General features: G+C 49.9%; 16 protein-coding genes. All 16 read right to left on the bottom strand.

The annotated features are described in order from the left end of the window. Positions 1-96 precede the first annotated feature (96 nt). On the bottom strand, positions 97-609 hold the full coding sequence (locus ACTNCH_RS09180) for a hypothetical protein (RefSeq protein WP_441018719.1): 513 nt from the start codon (positions 607-609) through the stop codon (positions 97-99). Continuing rightward, complete coding sequence (locus ACTNCH_RS09175) at positions 606-1,430, bottom strand: hypothetical protein (RefSeq protein ID WP_441018717.1); 825 nt, start codon at positions 1,428-1,430, stop codon at positions 606-608. Before ACTNCH_RS09175 ends, ACTNCH_RS09180 begins: the two co-directional genes overlap by 4 nt. Positions 1,431-1,463: 33 nt before the next feature. After that, positions 1,464-3,086: a hypothetical protein gene (locus tag ACTNCH_RS09170; RefSeq protein ID WP_441018715.1), complete on the bottom strand. Its 1,623-nt coding sequence runs from the start codon at positions 3,084-3,086 to the stop codon at positions 1,464-1,466. Between the two features lie 31 nt (positions 3,087-3,117). Next, a complete protein-coding gene (locus tag ACTNCH_RS09165) occupies positions 3,118-3,615 on the bottom strand; it encodes a DUF6935 domain-containing protein (RefSeq protein ID WP_441018713.1) in 498 nt (165 codons plus the stop codon). A gap of 13 nt (positions 3,616-3,628) precedes the next feature. Beyond that, entirely contained in the window at positions 3,629-4,957 is a 1,329-nt protein-coding gene (locus ACTNCH_RS09160; protein ID WP_441018711.1) for a hypothetical protein, read from the bottom strand. 53 nt (positions 4,958-5,010) lie between these two features. Beyond that, positions 5,011-6,033 carry a hypothetical protein gene (locus ACTNCH_RS09155; RefSeq protein WP_441018709.1) on the bottom strand — a complete coding sequence of 341 codons (1,023 nt, stop codon included), beginning with the start codon at positions 6,031-6,033 and terminating at the stop codon, positions 5,011-5,013. 40 nt (positions 6,034-6,073) lie between these two features. Further along, positions 6,074-6,898 carry a TPM domain-containing protein gene (locus tag ACTNCH_RS09150; RefSeq protein ID WP_441018707.1) on the bottom strand — a complete coding sequence of 275 codons (825 nt, stop codon included), beginning with the start codon at positions 6,896-6,898 and terminating at the stop codon, positions 6,074-6,076. A 17-nt stretch (positions 6,899-6,915) separates the two neighbouring features. Continuing rightward, positions 6,916-8,013: a hypothetical protein gene (locus ACTNCH_RS09145; RefSeq protein WP_441018705.1), complete on the bottom strand. Its 1,098-nt coding sequence runs from the start codon at positions 8,011-8,013 to the stop codon at positions 6,916-6,918. 17 nt (positions 8,014-8,030) lie between these two features. Further along, positions 8,031-8,513 carry a DUF5067 domain-containing protein gene (locus tag ACTNCH_RS09140; protein WP_441018703.1) on the bottom strand — a complete coding sequence of 161 codons (483 nt, stop codon included), beginning with the start codon at positions 8,511-8,513 and terminating at the stop codon, positions 8,031-8,033. A 28-nt stretch (positions 8,514-8,541) separates the two neighbouring features. Beyond that, the gene (locus ACTNCH_RS09135; protein ID WP_441018701.1) at positions 8,542-9,705 is read right to left on the bottom strand and encodes a hypothetical protein; all 1,164 of its coding nucleotides are present in this window, start codon (positions 9,703-9,705) and stop codon (positions 8,542-8,544) included. 51 nt (positions 9,706-9,756) lie between these two features. After that, positions 9,757-10,686: a DUF4428 domain-containing protein gene (locus ACTNCH_RS09130; RefSeq protein WP_441018700.1), complete on the bottom strand. Its 930-nt coding sequence runs from the start codon at positions 10,684-10,686 to the stop codon at positions 9,757-9,759. Positions 10,687-10,718: 32 nt separating this feature from the next. After that, positions 10,719-12,098, bottom strand: a complete 1,380-nt coding sequence (locus ACTNCH_RS09125; RefSeq protein WP_441018698.1) for an SPFH domain-containing protein — start codon at positions 12,096-12,098, stop codon at positions 10,719-10,721. Between the two features lie 277 nt (positions 12,099-12,375). Next, positions 12,376-13,971 (bottom strand): response regulator transcription factor, encoded by a 1,596-nt coding sequence (locus ACTNCH_RS09120; protein ID WP_441018696.1) that lies wholly within the window; start codon positions 13,969-13,971, stop codon positions 12,376-12,378. A 22-nt stretch (positions 13,972-13,993) separates the two neighbouring features. Next, positions 13,994-15,379, bottom strand: coding sequence for an extracellular solute-binding protein (locus ACTNCH_RS09115; RefSeq protein ID WP_441018694.1), 1,386 nt, complete (start codon positions 15,377-15,379; stop codon positions 13,994-13,996). A 187-nt stretch (positions 15,380-15,566) separates the two neighbouring features. After that, on the bottom strand, positions 15,567-17,033 hold the full coding sequence (locus ACTNCH_RS09110) for a bifunctional metallophosphatase/5'-nucleotidase (protein WP_441018692.1): 1,467 nt from the start codon (positions 17,031-17,033) through the stop codon (positions 15,567-15,569). 41 nt (positions 17,034-17,074) lie between these two features. Further along, entirely contained in the window at positions 17,075-18,523 is a 1,449-nt protein-coding gene (locus tag ACTNCH_RS09105) for a right-handed parallel beta-helix repeat-containing protein (protein WP_441018690.1), read from the bottom strand. Positions 18,524-18,752: the final 229 nt, after the last annotated feature.

Raw genomic sequence — 18,752 nt, 5'->3', positions numbered from 1 at the left:
TGGATCACGAAAAAAGTATAGAGAAATCGGAACATTTGTTCCCTTCTCCATACTTTTTTCGGTTTTATGCAATTCAGTCCCGGGATTTGGCTACAGTCATCTGTAAAATTGATTCTTCGCCTCAGCCGTCAGCTCATCCAGTTCCGAGAAAACATCACGGCAATTTTTAGGGAATTGATTGGAACCGGACGCTTCTATCTTTCTTCCATCTGTAAATTTCACCTGAAAGCTCATGGAATATCCGTCTAAGACATTGAGATCATTTCCCCGGAAGCCGGCCCAGGACGCCACATCGTAGATCTCCAGAATCACACGGGCTTTCTCAAGAACCTCTGCCTCCACCGGATAGTCGCAGAACTCCTCCTCTTCTTTGTCCCAGGGCTCTATCCTTACAAACGCTTCCTCCCCCTGCCGGATCAGGCTTACGCTCCAGATCGGTTCCATCATCGTTCCATGCATATAATACGTCAGCTCCTGAATATCCGGAAGCGTCGTCTCTTCCGGCTCCTTATCCGGCTTATTTCCGGGCCATTTTCCGCAGCCTGCGATCAGCGCCGCCCACGTAGTAAATGCCATAAGCAATATCCAGCCTTTCTTTCCTTTTTTCATAAGCCGCTTCCATCTTTTCTTTGTTTCTGTTTCCCAAACAGCTTTCCAATTCCCGCTGACAGGAATAAAATCGTTAGCAGAAGTCTGAAAATACTGACTCCGCCGGAGGACATTCCGCTTTTCTTGAGCGCGGTTTTCTGGTCTAGTTCTCCGCTCAGCATATTGGGGGTAGCCCCCTTTACATAGGTCAGGGTATCCTGCTCCTGAATGCCGATTACCGTCACCATATTCCCATCGCTCTGCTGGGGAACGGAATACTGATAACGCCGATCGCCTTCCTCGAAGACGCCCCGGCCCATCCGCTGGGTTCCGATGAACTTCTCTCCGCGGTATTTCCGGTCTGTGAGAATCGCAAGTCCTGCCTCCGATAGCATCTCCTCATCAAATTCGTACTCTTTTCCCAGCATAAGATTGTCGATAAACTCCTCGGACAGATGATAAGCTCCCACATCTGCTTTACCCTGGAAGATTTCCATCCCGCCCACGCCCAGATCGGAATTCCATTCCATATTTTCCTCTGTTGCCGGGAGATTCCACTTTTTCAGCTTCATTTTTTTTGCGCTTCGCATGGCGCGGGGAGCATCGATCGTAAGTCCCAGTTCGTCATCATAGGCCTGTTCCAGAACCTTCAGTTCTCCGCAGACAATCACAACCTTTCCGTCATTTGCCGGATCATAGCTGCCCTGTCCCACATATACCACATCATCCACTTTTTCTTGCATGGCCGCATGCTTTGTACCACACGATTTCACTGTAGAGACAGCGCAAAGCAAACCGAGCGCTATCAGTATCACTGCGCCTGTTTTTGAGTTCTTTTTCATCTCCGTTCCCCCTTTCCTGTCTGCTCCTTCCTCTTAGGGATAAGGATTCATAATCATATAGACTGTCATGGCATACAGCGGCAATACAATCAAAAAGGGGAACGCCCAGTTTCCTATCGTATTGCGGACTGTCCTCCAACGCATATGCAGCGTCTTCCTGTTCTCCTTTTTCACCCGGATCCGTTTTCGTCCTCCATTTTCCAGAATTCGGAAGATAACCGGTGAATCATAAATCTCGATTCGGCCGAATACAACAAACCCGGCCACGGAAACCGGCAGGGACAGACACAGCCAGACCATATTGTAGCTATAATCCAGCTGCCCAAGCAACGCCCAGTCTCCGGTTCCGATACACGAAACCGCCGTAAAGAGCCATGCCAGTATACTGGGCGACAGATTGGTAAGCAGCAGAATCAGCGCAATCTTCACCATACGCCCGCCGGAATAAAAGCCCAGCCGCACCGGAATCTCCTGACCCTGGATCTGTTCAAAAAAGACCGGTTCCATCGTCTCCCCCGGATTTTTCTTTTCTTCCTCACTGATACTCTTATAAATTTTTCTCCGGACTCTGGCCTCTCTTCCTTTACTGAATATCGTAAAGAGAATCAGCGCCGCCAACAGTCCGGCCATGCCCACCAGCTCAAACAGCTCCTTCGGATCCATGGGCACTCCGCCATAATTGCGGAAAACAAAGAAGAAAAAGATCATCACAGCCAGCGTCCCCAGAAGCGGTTCAATCACCCAGGGATACGTTCTGGTTTCCTTTGCGGCCAGCACAGATACCTTTCCTGTCTGCCCGTTTACCGCCGCCTGGACGTCTCCGCAATCCAGGAAATAAACCGGCAGAAACGCGGGCAGCCGAAGAAGCGCGTCCGTAGATGGATATAAAGATAAGCCGGTTGTCTGCATCGTGCGCTCCACGGTAGGGCGATACTCCTCCGCCACTTCTTCAAATACACGCCGTCTCAGCTCCACGCCGTCCGCAGTCGGAACCTCCGCCGCATGACCGGCAATATATCCAAACTGAAACGGTTCCAGATCCTCCCACAAAAACGGCTCCATTCCATTCAGCAGCAGGTTATTGCAGCGTTCCGTTACGTTGACCGCCACATGCTCCAGAAATCCTCCGCAGGTATACCGCCTGTCGGAATTATCTCTTGCCACCTCGAAGCGGATCGGCCCGCGTATCAGCTCATAGGGCAGATAGATTCCCTTTAATTTTTTCCTGTTTTCCTTCAGAATCTCGGATTCCTTCTTATCGGAATGCTTTTCTATCCATTCGTCCAGCTGCTGTTCCGCCTGCTTCCGATTCAACCGGAAGGGAATCAGCATTTCCGGAAAGCCTTCTCTCATCTGCACGTTCGAGCGCAGAATCTTAGACTGACAGAAAATACAGGTTTCTGTTACCTCGTGTTCCTTCACAATCACCCGCGCCCCACAGTTGGGGCACTCACAGGCGACCGTCTGACTGTCCGGGAGCTCCTGCTCCAGCAATGTTTTCGTAAGGCTCCGGAACTCCCGGAGCTTTTTTAACGGAATCTCTGTTCCTGTATCTTCTCCACAGTTCGGACAGTGGTAATTCTGTTTCACAATGTCATACTGGGCCGGCGCTCCGCAGCTGGCACAGTGAATTGTCATAATTTTTTCCTGCTCCATACCCTATCCTCCTATGATACGGTTTTCCTCCCTATGCCCAGGGATCCGCCTCCTTCGGTATCCGGATTCCACTAAGAAGCTGCTGTTCCCATAAAAACCACTGTCCTGTAGACGGCTTTGTCCGAAGCTTCAGCGGCCTTGGACTGTCTGCGCCGCTGCAGGCCACATATAAGGTCAGATACCCCTCTCCTATCTGGCTCCGGCTGTAGGGGTTTTCTGATATAGAAATCCGGTAGGGCTGCTCCGGCGTATAATTATTATCCGGAGAAGAACCGGAGAAATAAGAGCGCATCAGATACTCCTTGCCACGGAACCGGTCTCTTAAAAACTGTTTGTCGATACCGTTCAGAGGTCTTGGCCCGCGCAGAAAATCCAGCATTTTTTCTGTCTCGGACAGATTTTCAGGATAAAGGGCAAGCGCCGCTACCGTCAGGGCCGCCACCTCCTCCGGATTGGACAGTCCCGCCTCTGGCATTTCCTGTAATTCCTGCAATGTTTTTGGAAGCTTGTTTAATGTAATTACGCTCATACTGTTCCCTCCTTTAAATCGGTTCCCATTCTCCGGTCAGATAATCCATTCGGTAAACCGCCCCGGAAGAGGACGCCGCATAATAATATTCCGCCACAAACTGGTCCGGATGATCGGTCCCCAGCGCAAAGAGTACACAGGCCTCGCCCCGGATGGTATCCATACCATCCACGTCCCGGATTACCATACCCTGGTCCAGTTTTTCCTGAACCTCTGGCTGCGCAAGCAGTAACTCTATCTCGTTACCGGAATCATCGTAACTCTCTCCGGACGCCGCTACGGGACGCAGATAGAATGTTTCCACTGACCCGCCTGTAAATGGGAAAAAGGCGTCCCCCTCCATTTCCTGAATGGTCAGACAGTCTCCTTCCAGATTCAGCAAAATCGTACCGTTTCGGATTCCATCCGGTGTATTCAGCCAGAATTCCAGCGATTCCCCAAGCGTATCCCCATATGCATAAGAGCCATCCCAGAAAAAACGGATCTCCTCCAACCCTTCCTTCAAAAGACCTCCATAATACTGTATACTCGACGGGAAGCCATCTTCGCCTGTCAGGAATGTAACATTGTAAAAATAAGGTTCGCCTCCATCGGTTTTCACAGAATCGCAATACCAGCTTCCTTCCATTCCGTAAAGATATCCCTCCTCTGACATGTAGGAGCCCGGTGAAAGCTGCATGACTCCCTCCGTCGGCTCGATCTCTCCCGCGAAAACAAGATAACAGGGATACCAGGAAACCTCCTGACTTCCTTTTCGGGCAGTGATCCGCACATTGGAGTAAATATCGCTGAGATTGCATCGTAAAATCAAAGGAAGTCCGTCTGTGCTCTCCCAAAGCAGCTCCCCCACACTGGAATCGGTAAAATCCTCATTCCAGTTACAGGACTCCACAGAAATGCTCCAGCCCTCCTCTGCCGGAAGAATCACATACCACTCGGCTCCCACGTATTCTACAATCCGATCTGAGGGAATTCCCGCCAGATAGGGATACGTCTCTTCTCTCTGTTCCTGTCTTCCCGGAAAGCTGTAATCTGCCGTATACCCCAGAAACGCAGCGCCTAAGACCGCCCCGTAATCCCTGAGACTTTCCTGCTCTTCGGCCAGCGCCTGCCGTCCTGACTCTGTCAGCCAGGAAGCTGCGGGATCCTTTTTAAACTGCGCCATTTCCGGCTTATCTTCATTTGTTCCGTCGTCCTCCGGCTCCACATAATCCGGATTGGTCATGCCCAGCCCGCCGTCTTTAATATCCAGGAGGCTGCAGCCGGTAAGGAATGCACAGAGCAACAGGAGTTCTGCCAGAAGCATCCCTTTCTTTTTTCTAAGGTTTCCTTTTTTTCCCATTTTTCACTCCTCCTCAGCCTCCGGATTCTGAACTTACTGTCTCTTTTGTCAAATCAGCCGCCATAATCTGCGTAATTTTCTATCATGCGCACCGTATGATAGGCTTCTGTCCCATACATCTGGATCATCAGATCGTTCCAGTGAATCGAAGGATAAAACCAGGCAAATTCCTGTCCGGACACGTCCTCGATCACATAGCCGTCGGGAGAATTATACACATACATGGCTTCCTTTGTGTAATAGGGATTCATCTCCTGATCGTATACCGTATAATCCACGGTTCCGACCTCAAGCCGCTGGTCCGGACTGTTGAAAAATCCGGAATCCTCTGCTCCGCTATACATACTGAAGCTCCAGGTTTCATAATCCTCTCTCTCGGAATACGCCGGCATGGATTCATAAAGCCCCGGCGTAATCTGCAGCATTCCTATCTCCCACAGTTTTCTTCCGTCTCCGTCTGCGTACCAGCCATCCGGCGTCATATGGTTCCGCAGAATTTTCCCGGTTTCATCCAGATACCGCTCTGTTCCGTCGGCCTCTGTCCGCCAACAGGACGCGTCTTTTTTTCTGTAATATATTCCCTGCATATAGGGAACATATGCCGTACCGAAATCTATGGAAAGAACGTCTCCCGAAAGCGCATACACTGCCGTTATATCCTGGGTTGCGGAAACTGCCTGTGTTTTTCCGGCGTCGGTAAACTGCAGAATATCTACCATACGCTCATCGAAGCTCTCCGGATAGGACAGAAACAGATAGTCCTCGTCTGTGTCGTACACGGTGATGTATGCTCCGTCCTCCCGGTAATAAGTGCCGTCCCAGGCCGAACGGTTCGGCACCCGGCAAAATCCCAGTCCGTCTGATTCTGCCGTACCCGCATCCGGAAGCTCTGCAGTCTCTTCCGCGGCAGGTTCCGTTATTTCTTCTCCGGAAATTTCTTCTGTTTTTTTCTCAATGTTTTCCGCCATTTCTTCCTTCACAGCCTCCGGCTTTTTACCGCAGCCTGCCAGAACTGCCACCGTCAGCAGCGCCACCGCGCCCATCCGAATTTTCCTGTTTTTTCCATTCCGTTTCATGCACATGCTCCCTCCTTTCCCCTCTTCCGTTCCACGCCCTTTAAAACTTTCCCCTGCCTCCTCCATGGGTGGTGCCGGAAGAAGATTTGTGGGTGGTACTGCCTCCAGAGCTGCTCTTTTCCTCTTTCTTCACCCGATCAATCTTGTTGTATAAGAAGAGATCCTGCTGGGCTGTAAGCTGCATGCTTCCTTTTTTCACATAGCCTGCCGCTGCCGTCTGGCTGCGTACCGTTTTCAGCTTCGCCTTCATGGAATTTACGGTAATAAACCCTGCCGCCAGACCGATTACAAGGCAAACCGGAAGTACCAGCGGCGACAGCGGCGCATGGGGCAGATCCTTCTTGGAAAACGGATTGCCTTCCCTGGCCTGCGTAATCAACTGATCACAGTCTGCCGCATAGGTCCGGAACGCGGAGGCGTAATTTCCGGAGGAAAGATCCTCCTGCATTTCATTTCCCAGATATGTAATGGCCGCGTCTGTAAAGGCTGTGATTCCATAGCCCTGGGTGGAAATATACCAGCCCCGGCCGTCCATATCCAGAAGCAGCATGATTCCGTCTTTCCCGTCCCCGTATCCAAAATCACAGTATTCATACAGATCGTCGGTATACTCCTGGCCATCGCTGTAGCCTTCCAGATTCTCCGCCGTAACCACTACAATCTCCAGGTTCTGCCGTTCACTGATTTCGTCCAGTGTGGCAATCAATTCCTCCTCTTCCTCTTCGGTCAGCAGATCTGCCATATCCATCAATCGTTCATATTCCCGGGCAAATCCTCCGGCAGCCATTGCCACAATAGAGAAAGACGATACAGCCAGAAGTACGGCAGCCGTCATACCCGTAAGTTGTTTCAGCATCCTTTTCATCTGTCCTACTCCCCTTTCTATAAAATACCTGCCAGCCATAACAGCCAGCTTATGCCATAGGCTCCGGCCGCGACCGCTGCCGTCGTAAGAATCATCCAGCGTCTTGCCGCCCCCTGATCCACCGGAAGGTCTCCGACAAATTTTCCGTTCTGCCCGTTCATGGCAAACCGGTACTGCTTTCCATTCCATGTGGTATTTAAGAGCCACACCGGATACAACGCGTATTTGGCGCTTCCGCCATGAAGCTGTACACTGCTCTGATCCACGCTTACGCTGTCATACCCTTTTACCGTAGAGCGGAAATGATCCTCGGTTGATTTTTTTATGCGGGTATTGGCGCGTTCGATGCTTTCCTCTGCGGACACATCGTATTTATCCGCCATATAACCGGCAAGATACGCGGTCTGGAAAGGAACCGCCTCATGAAAATCAAAGGGCTCGATGGATTCCATCAGTTCATCCTCCATCTTGGTGGAGCCGTCCACCGGAACCTGTTCAAACCCAATGCTTCCACACCGGCTCAGCATAAAATACTGTGTCTCCGTATAATTGTAACTGCTGTCACTCCAGGTTCTCCGTTTTGTCGCCCGATAGCTGATATTGGCGTCTGCGCTGGTGTCAAACAACCAGAAGGGTACGTATACGCCCTTGATTTCGTCAATATGGTTCTGATCCTTAAAGATCTTCGGCAGCAGGCGTTTTCCGTTCAGGTGCTTCATCAGGCCTGCCTTCGCCGCCTTTTTATCCAACTTAAACGGAATCACATAATCCGGACGGAGTGCCCCTGCAAATTGTCCCATCAGTACAATCGGATTTCCGCAGTACGGACAGGAAGACGCCGCCATGCTTTCGTCTCCTACGATCTCTCCGCCACAGGATTTACACTGGTATGTACGCAGTCCGCCTGCCTCTCCGTCCTGCCATTCTCCTCCTGCCGTGGTATCCCACGTCATATCGTCGCCCTGCTCCTGCTGCTTTAAGGCTTCATCATACCCCTGCAGCGCTTCCATCTCAAATTCTGTGTCACAGCAGGGACACTTCATCTTCTGAATGGTGCTGTCAAAGGCAATGGCTCCGCCGCAGCATGGACATTTATATTCCTGAATATTAGCCATACTCCTGTTCTCCTTCCTTACCAGGCTTCCGTTAAATCAATGCTCAGTTTGCCCTTTTTCTTTCCCAGATTCTGGGAAAACTCCACTTCTACGGTTTCGTCCTCACGGTCCGGCAGAACATAGGCCGATTTCACTTCCATCGTTTTTCCCGGTACAATCTCCGTCAGCTGTGCTTTCGTAACCGTATCATAGGAATCTGTATCAGAAAATACCGTCGCCACATCCAGACCAATTCCATCCAGGAACGCTTTTTCTGATACCGCCCAGAGATAAGACGTCGCCTCTTTCCCATTATTTGTAAAATCCAGGCTTATGACCAACGCCGGGTTCTCGTTGATATCCGACATCACAGTAAAGCCCTTATACCGGATTTCATAATCATCCAGAATGATATGATCCGGCTCAGAAGGAGTCACAGACTCCTTCTGAGCACAGGCTGAAATTCCAAGGAGCATCCATCCGGTCAGGAGCAGATATAACCAACGCTTGTGCTGCTTCATGCTCCAATCCCCCTTTGTCTGCCGTTACTTATTTAAGCCAGTCTTCACTAATATCTCTGAATTCAGCTGCGGATACCATAGCTTCCAGGAAATCTAAGCTCTTCTGGTACTGGGAAGCCTTATCCTCCTTAAAAGCCTTCGCTGCGGATGCCAAAGCGATTGCATCTGTAATTTTATCCGTGTCCACAGCAGTAGATGCATACATCGCATAATTAACATCATTTACCGTCAGACGTACATGGTTCTCTACATAAGCCGGATATTCCACCTGTTTTAACTTGCCAGGATAGCCTGCAATCGTGCAGTCTACATAGCCATCGCTTTCCGTTACTTCCATATAAGAATCCTTTATGGTATTGTTGATTTCTGCAGTGATACACAGCGGAATATCGCCATCTTCCTGTATTTCTGCCGCCAGCGCATAAACACTTGCTCTTCTTAGTTCCTGCTTTACTTCAACTTCCTGACCGTTATACTCAAAGGTCATCGGAAGAGAACAAAGGCCACTGCCCTGATAGAGACGGCCGCTTCTGTCTTCCTTGCCCTCATAATCGGTGGTTGCAGACAGAGTTTCTATCACCATATCTCTTGTTTCTGCCAATTCTTTAACATCCTTGAACTCCTCACTGCCGGTATAGAATTTGAGATCCATATACATTTCCACTCCATCCGCATAAGGTCCCATATCAACGGTGTATTTCCAGCTAGTAGTGTCCTCTTCATACACTGCATCATGACCGGACACTTTCACTTTCTCTCCTTTCTCCATGATTGCAGGAAGATTTTCCGTTGTTGTGGCAGTAAGGCGTGCATCCACGTGTGCTGACCGTTCATCCGAAATCTTTGCTTTATACAGGTATCTCTGTTCTGCGCCCACCGGATCCGTATCACTTAAACGCTTAACCTCCCATTCAGAGTCAAACTTTGGAAGATAGAAACTTGCCTGTGCCTGAATCTTCGGATTTGTCAAATGGAATAAAATACCATTCTCCGGAATCTTCTTCTCAGCCTCCGCAGGCTCCGCTTCTTCCTGCTTCACTTCCGGCTGCTCCTTTTCTGTCTGTGAAGTATCGGTCTGCGAGGTATCTGTGGTATCAGTTGTGTCTGCCGGCTTCTTTTCTCCGCCGCAGGCCGTCAGGCTAAGCGCCAGCACTGCCGCCAGCATTGCTGCCATAAGTTTTCTCTTTTTCATTCTCCATGCCTCCTTTACTAATAGAATCCTTCCCTTTCCATAAGCTATAACCTAACGCATCATACCTCTGCCGTCCCTGGGAGCTCCGCAGTTCTGGCAGAACTTTCCGGTGTTTGTCATACCGCAGGAGCAAACCCAGCTTCCGCCCTGTGCCATATTTCCGTTCTGCGTCATGTTTCCGTTCTGCGTCATGTTTCCGTTCTGCATTCCGCCTGCCATGGCTGCTCCGGCGCCGATACCGTTTACAATGGAATTTACCAGGCCCTGGCCATCAGCCATGTTGTTCATTACATTGGCTGCAATCCCTCTTGCGGTGGGCTGACCAGACAGAACTGCCACAATCTCGTCCGCCATCTGCTGGTATTTGCGGTATTCCATGTTGTATTCCGGATGCACCATGCTCTGGCGGCGGCTGGTCGCTACTCTGCCAATGCCTGCCCCCATACCGGAGATCTCGTCCACAATCTCGATATCTCTGGAATTCAGACGGAAACGAATCTGATTGAAATACGGATTGTTCACCGAAATCTCAATAAAGAAGTTATAGGAATAGCAGTATCTGGGCGGGTTGTAGCTGACTTCCTTTCCCTGGGCATCCTTCTGCATCAATTCCGTATCGTCCATTTCCAGATCCAGGTTACAGGAAATCACATCGGACAGATTGATAATATCCGGATTGTCCTTCAGGATATCATTGGAAGAAGTAACCACAAACCGTTTGCCAAGCTCATCTACCATAACCTTCATCCGGTCACCCATAATGTGTGTCGCCCGGAAGCTGGCCAGCTTCTGCCGGTTCTCCTCCCGGTAAGCCAGCTGCTGCTTGATCTCCTCCACCGTAGAAGACTTTCTCTCAGAGAAGAAAGGGGAAAGCTTCGCTGCACAATTCTTACAAAGATTACCATCCTCTAATTTGCGGTTTCCAAGAAGCCCTATCTTCTCTCCACACACATCGCAATACTTTTTATCAAAAAATCCCATATAAAAACCTCCTTTCCTGTTGTCCTTCCGGTTTAGTTTGTAACATCTCCATCATCAAACGGGTCGCCGCACTCCGGACAGAATTTTGGCGGATGCGTCGGATCCTCCGGCTCCCAGCCACATTTGTCACAACGATATAGCGGTGTTCCTGCCGGCTTCGGCGAGCCACACTCCGGACAGAATTTTCCGGTTGCGGTTGCCCCACAGGAGCAGGTCCATCTTCCCGCCGTCGCTGTCTTCGGCTCCGGCTTTTTCGCTCCGCACTCCGGACAGAACTTTCCGGTCGCCGTTGCTCCACACTGGCACTTCCAGCTGTCTGCCGCGGGCTGGGGAGCGCCGGGGGCTGCCGCCTGCTGCTGTGCCGCTGCCTGCTGCTGCGCCGCCTGATTCTGCTGCTGGCCCATTGCGAACAGGTTCTGCGCGTTCATGCCGCCCATTCCGCCTGCGTTCATAGCCATTCCCATTCCCATAAATCCAGTCATGGCTCCGGCGTTGTTGTTTGCCGCCGCCTTCATAGCGTCGATCTGTCCGCCTACCAGACGGGCTGCCGCCGTATTGGGATTGGTAGTCATCGCGTTTTCTTCCCACTCGGTCAGCTTCAGGCGCTGATCGTCCGGAATACTTAAGGAATTAATGTTGAAAGAAAATACTTCGATACCACGTTTTTCTTTCCAAGTTTTAGAAAGAACATCATTCAGCGCGTCGGAAAGCTCCAGCGTATGAGCAGGAATCTCATAATACTGAATCTTCTGCGCCGAAAGGGTTGCCAGTGCCGGCTGCAGTGCCGTCATCAGTTCTCCCTTTAAGCGGGGCGCGATTTCCGCGCTTTCATAATCGTTTTCCACGTTGCCGCAGACATTGGTGTAAAACAGAAGCGGATCGCTGATCCGGTATGTAAAGTTACCATTGCAGCGGAGATCCACGGACAGCTTATATCCCAGCTCCTCATTTACAACCACGCGGAAGGGAATCGGAGTTGCGGTTCCGTAAAGGATTTCCCCCATCTCCTTGGTATTAATATAGTAGACACGCTGATCCTTTCCGGTGTCGCCGCCGTAGGTAAATCGTTTTCCGACTACCTTGAAGGTTTCGCGGATGCTCTCTCCCAGATTCCCGGCGAAAATACTGGGCTCCGAAGAGGTATCATAGGTAAACTCACCAGGCTCCGCGCAGACCTCTACGACTTTTCCCTGTTCCACGATCAGCATACACTGTCCGTCTGCTACCGCGATACCGCTTCCATTGGAAATGATGTTGTCATTTCCCTTCGTATTGGAAGACCGGCCCGTGATACGCTTCTGGCCTTTCGTTACCAGTACGTCTTTCCCCAGCGCTTCACAATAGAAAAACTCTTTCCATTGATCCGCAAGTGTTCCGCCCAATGCACCCATACCAGCTTTAATCAGTCCCATAAACAAATCTCCTTTCCTGTTGCATCTATATTTCTGGTTTTGTTATTTTTTACCTGAAATCAGCATATCAGTTTTTACAGAAAAAATATATGGGAGCGGTTGGAATATCAGACTATTTCGATAACTTTCCAATGATTAGTATACAAGATATAGTGATTAAACCAGTTTTTTCACTATATATAGATGTTCTATTTCATAGGCAGAATGTGTCAATGGAATAGAGTATTCCACAAAAAAAGAGAACCCGGTCATGTTCCGGATTCTCCTTTTTCTTCTATCACTTTTTCAATTCTTCCAGCCGTCCGCACCGCCGGAAGAGATCGACGTAAACCATCAGTTCCTCCCGGTTGGATACCTCCAGCTTCCGGTTGATACTGGTATTATGCTTTCGCACCGTTGCCACGCTGACAAAGCTCCGTTCCGCCGCTGTCTGAACGTCGCAGCCCTCGATAAACATCTGAAAAATCTGTAATTCCGCAGGCGTCAGCCTTGCCACCCGGCCCTTGAACTCCTGCAGCATGGTTTCGATGTTCGGCGGAAGATCACTGGTTTTCAGCTCCTGGCTTCTGGTTTGCAGGAAAGATACCAGCGCGTCAATTTCTGAAATTCCCGATCGGATACCTGCGTTCTGCCCATCCTCTCCCGTCGTCCCCAACTGCATCGCTTTCAGGCTTCGCACAATCGGAGCTGAAAAATGTCCGGATACTCCTCCGGCCAGAAGGAGAATCAGAATCAGGAACAGAACCGTTCCCGCATACCAGAGCTGACGGTTTCGAAGCGACGCCTGGTGATAGCTGTCCTCGGGCAGCAGGGTTAAAATCATAGGAGTCTGTCCGCTGGAAAGACGGGCGTCCAGCGGGGTAGACAATCCAAAATAACGGGTGGAGCCGGTCGAGGCTGTCTCATAGTATTTTCCACTCCGGATTTCTAACAGACCGGAGGATTTCAGATACGTTCCCGCCGCATTTCCGATCATGGCCTTTGACAAATCATACTTCCTTCCCTCGCCGGAAGCCAGAAGGGTCACCATATTTCCGAACCGGCTTTCTGCCGCCGGATAAGACAGGACAAAATAAAGCTGGCTGAGCTCCACACCACAGATCCCGCAGGGCTCCCCATTTTGATCCAGAACCGGCACGCAAAGAAGAGTCACATCCTCCCAGGTATCCCGCAGCCGGAACCGCTCTGTCCAGACCGCTCCTTCTGCCAGACGGCTGCGGTTAAAGTGCAGAAGCGTGTCATAACAGGGGAGCAGCGACGTGTCGAACTCCAGATTCCAGCGATTGTGCATCTGGATCTGTTTTTTTCTGGCCAGATCCGCCGCCCCGCGGAAATACACCATATGCTGGTTTGCCGTTCCGACGGCCTTCAGATCCGAAAAACGCAGGTAAACTCCCATACGGGAAGTATCCGCAGATTCTGCCTTTGTATTTACCGTAGCGTCCAGCACGAAAAACGCGCCGCTGCATGCATTGGAACGCAGAACCGTCTCCAGGGAGCCATACAGGGAATTCTCCAGTTCCAGAATCAGCTGGGGATCGTCATTGAGATCTGAAAAATTTTTTCCATGATCGATCAGCACCTGCTCCATGATCCGCGTGATTTCTTCCGAAAGATTAATGCTTCTTGCCGTCAGGAGATCCATCTGCTTTGTCATCGCTGAAACGGTATTCTGGTGCTGTACCGCCAGTGCCTCCCCCAGGTTACGCTCCGATCCCGGCACAATCCCTGCTGTCTGAATCACAACTACGCCTGCCGCAAATACAAACAGCACCATGCAGGCCACGTACAGGGTCAGTTTTCGCTGCATGGATACGCCGACCTCATTCCAGTGACGCAGCGAATAGCTGACCTTATGAAACAAGTGACTCATTGCGTCACCGCCTTTCTTACTTTCAGGACTGATAATCCTTCTTGAAGCTTTCCAGTGTTGTCTCTGCCAGCTCCTCCGGAGACTGCTCCGGAAGTTCCAGGAAAGAACGGCGCGCAATCTGAAGCTTCTGGCGGACCAGATCCTCAAATCTGGTTTCCATCTCCAGATAGGTATCATACTGCGGAGCCGTATAGAAGATATATTGCTCCTGAGTCTGTAAATATGCCTGGTACAGAGACTGATACATGGGATCCTGAAGCCGGTCGATTGCAGCCGGAAGATATTTTTCAAAGGATTCCTGTTTTACCGGCATATATCCCAGCTGTGTCACAAATTCCACATTCCGCTCCGGGTCTGTCAGCCACTTTAAAAATGTGATACAGGCTTTTTCCCGCTCAGGAGTAGACTTTACCGTGCAGATTCCCGCGCCCCGCTGCATTACCAGCTTTTCCCCATTTTCAAAAACCGGACAGGGCATCGAAATCATATTCACCTTCTCTGTGGTATTGTCCACATAGGTCACCGTATCGGAATAGTACAGGACGCTGGCAGAGGAGGCCACGGACACGACGGAATCCCCGGTTCGCAGCGGTTCTGTGGCGTAACCGCTCTGAAGCCAGATACCGCCCTCCACTGCCGCTCTGGCATAGGGTGCCCACACCCGTTCAAAGGCCGGACCAAAGACAAGCTCCGTTCCGTCCTTCGTAAAGAAATGCTCTCCCAGGGACTCTACGCCTACCTGAAAATAGTTAAAATGATAATCATGGACAAAAAAAGGTTTTCCGTCCTCCGGAATATCCGGTGTCTGCTCATCCGTCCATCTGGTGTAATCCTCGGCCAGACGGAAGATTCCCTCCCAGGTTTCCAGATCGGAAAGAGAAGCTCCGCTGACTTCCGCATACCGGTTAAATGCCGTTTCATTTACAAACATAATCTCCGTGGACTTCGCAACCGGAAGGATCAGCTGTCTGCCGCCGATCTGTCCCTCTGTAAGAAAAGCCGGAATAAAGCCGCTTAATTCCTCCTCAGAAAAATAGTCCTGATAATCCACCAGCTCTGTTTCATCAGGCAATGCCAACACGGTCTTCGGATAGGAAACAAACATATCCGGCAGCTCCTCTGCTCCCGGATCCCCAAATGCCGAGGACAACACGTTCTCATGGATCGTATTGGTATTGGTGACGCTTCCCACCTGTACCTGGATATTTTCTTCCTTTCCCACTGTCTCATTAAATTCCGCTATCATATCATTGAGCGGTGATTCTGCCTGGCCTCCATAGACATGCCAGATGGTAACGGTAACCGGTTCCCCGGACGCTGCCCTCCCGCAGCCTGCCAGGCTTATAACGAGCAACAGACCGAGCAGACCATACCCCAGACGCCCGGTGATGTTCCTCCCTTTTTTCATAGAATCCCCCCATATTTCCCATTTTCTTTTTTCTATACAGAAAACTTATCTTCATTATACCTTTTTTCCCAAAAAACGTATACCCTATATCTGAATTTTTGTCAATTTTCTATCAAAAATACCATTGCCGTACATTTTTTGCGCACAGCAATGGTTTTTCTCCTTCCGGATCAACGATTTCTTTCTTCTATGCTTTCACTACCAACCTGCCCTCTACCTCCCGGGAAAGGTGAGGATTTACCATCATATATTCCTCTACGATATCCCGGCAGGAGGTAGCCAGCACGCGGGGAAGCGCGTTGGCCTTCGCCTCCTCCAGGGATACCGTCAGAAAATCCTGCATATTCATATAATGGTATTTCGACAGGGCAATGGAGTATAGCTTCTGCTCATTCAGCGCCTTTCCCTCCAGGGTCAGCGTTTCAAACTCCTGCAGGCTGCGGGACCAGACGATATGCAGCCCATGGGAAAACTGATAAAACTCCGTATGCTCTCCCTCAAACGCTTCTTCCCGCAGAATGTAACGCAGCATCCGTTCCAGCTGTGCCCCGTTCACCTGAACCATATACATCGCTTCGTCATAGGGAAGGCATTCCACCAGATCCTGATAATGGACCACCGGTCCCAGTTCATAATTCCGGATAGCTCCGGATCCCATCAGCGCCAGATCGATTCCCAGACTGTCCCGCAAGATATCCGCAATCAGATTTCCCAGGGCCGTTTCCCGATTTCTTACCGGATGCGTCAGGCATTTTGTAAATCTTGTTACGATACGGTCATATTTTTTATCCGTCTCCCGCCGGTAATGATTGATGAATTCTTCCATTTCTTCATCTTTCTGACAGGTGGTGTTGTTGATCGGAACAAGCTGCCAGGTAAAGGTATCGATTGCATTGAGATCCGTATCCACCATAATATCAAACCGCCCAATCTGATCTGTACCGGTTCCTGCCTGCACAATATAGATTCCATTTACCAGGGCGGGCTCTGTCAGAAAGGTATGCGAATGACCGCCGATGATCACGTCCACGCCCCAGGCCGGATCCAGCAGGGCCGCCAGTTTTTTATCTTCCTCAAAGCCGATATGCGTCAGAAGCACTGTAAAATCAATATCAATCGCATTATATGCGTTACAGATATTTCCAACCTCCTGGGCTGCCTCCCCGATGTCCACGAAGGAACCAATCAGCTCGTCTGCCTTTGTCTGCGCCAGCACGTCCTCCGTAATAATTCCTATAAAAAGGATCTTCATGCCGTCCATTTCCGCAATGTAAAAGGGCTGGAACAGCCGCTTCCGGTTTGCCCGGATATGGAAATTGGCGTTAATAATAGGAAAATTCGCGCATTTCTCCAGGAACAGAAGATGGGACAGTCCGTAATCCACCTCATGATTCCCGATGGTCGCCACGTCCGGCCCCAGCAGATTCATAATGCCGATGGTTGACACGCCCTTATACTCGGAATCAATGACAGAACCGCGGAACATATCTCCCGCAATCGCATAGAGCACATTTTTCTCCTGCTTCCGTACCAGATTCACATAGCCGGAGAGGAAGGATACCCCTCCCACCAGCTTTTCATCTATCTGCTCCGCCAGAAAATCCCCGTGCATATCATTGGAATGAAGAATCGTCAGTTTTTTTAAATGTTTCACCAACTCCCGCCTCCCTTCCCGGTTCCGTCCTCCGGAAGCTTTTATTCATAGGTCTTCTGCGTAATTCCTTCCGGGTATTCCAAATCCTTTTTTCCGTCCTCTACCGTACAATTCTCAAAGAAAATCGTGTTGGTCGGCGGATTATATCCTTCTGCCAGAAAAACCTCATACTCATTTTCACGGAACAGACAGTTCTCAAAGGTAACCTCCAGGGAGTCCTGACAGTTTATAAAAGAGTTATACTCCGAGGGTGCCCGGTTTCCCAGAATCTTACAGTTCTCCAGCTGGATACTGTAGCAGGCAAGGAAGGAAAACATACTGTACTCTTCACTGTTCAGGAAGCTGCAGTTTGAAAATGATGCGTTTTCTACCTCAGAAAGCCAGATAAGACCATAGGAACACTCATAGATATCCGTGTCTGCCACCGCCAGGCCAAAGATATGATAAGCTTCTATTCCATAGGTTCCGCAGCCATATAAATCACAGTTCTCTATGGCCATATGGCTGCATTGGGAAAGAGAAACGACACTTCCGGTACAATATCCCGGCTCCACCTCATGCCCGCAGATCAGTCCGCGAAGCGTAACCTCCTGGGAATCTTCAAAGGCCAGCGTCCGCGCATAGCGATTCTCCGTACTAATCTCTACCCTGGCTCCTTCCTCTGCTTCCAGACACAGATTCTGGACATTTCGTACGGTAAACTCTGTCTGTCCTTCATAATCCCTGATCCAGTCAATATTAGGATTTTTTATACTGTCGCAGTCAATTTCGCTAAAATTGTATACGCCTTCCTTCAGGATAATCTTGGTTCTGTTCTGAATTGCCTCTATCAGCTCCTGTACGGTCGATACCGTTACCTCATTCAGATACTGATATTCCGCGCTCTGCTCCAGTTCCTTCGACCCGTCCCGCAGATAGGTCGCGATCAGCATATGATCTGCGTCACATTCCAGTCCGGAATACCGCTCGCAATACCGGAGTTCATTTTTTCCTATCAGGGTCACTGTCCGCGTCGTCTGTTCCATATCCGATCTGTTTTTTAAGCTTGCAAAGGGCAAATTCCCGGAAGCGGAATCCTCTTCCACGAGAGCCATTCCATTGATGGATTCTGCCTGATATCCGCTGACGTAGTAATCTGCGTACAGCTTGTCATCTTCATCATATATGAAAAGCTGGGAATATTCCCACTGGTGATCCGGCAGATAATACGTATTTTTGTCGGAGGGCTCCGTATCCTCTAAGGTATCCCCATACTCATAGCCTGCCAGAATCCATTCGCCGCAAAAATCACTCCACTCCACAGCTTCTGCCGCTGCAGCTTCCGTCTCCGTTCCTGCTCCCGTTTTCTGCTCCTTCTCTGTTCCCGGAGTTTTCGTTGTCCCCGGATCTCCCAGCTTGTGATCGGGCTTTGAGCCACAGGCTCCCAGAAACGCTGTCAAAAGCATACACATTACAATCCATACCATTCTCTTTAATCTTATTTTTTTCATATTCATCACTCCCAAAAGCAAAACCACCCAAAGATATCGTTGATTATTTCGTCCATTTCGCCTGCAAAATCTCCCCACTCACCTCCAGCCCTGTGTAAAAACGATCACTTGATTTCTTATACATGATTTTACCTGATTTTTGATGAACCGTATATACTAATGGTTAGAAATCCCCCCTATTACAAACAAAATTCCAATCATTATCATACCATATATAGTATAACAATGA

Source organism: Candidatus Merdisoma sp. HCP28S3_D10 (genome assembly GCF_052065835.1).
Taxonomy (GTDB): Bacteria; Bacillota; Clostridia; order Lachnospirales; family Lachnospiraceae; genus Laedolimicola.
Note: the sequence above shows the minus strand (reverse complement) of the source record. Positions and strands in the feature narration are given on the sequence as shown.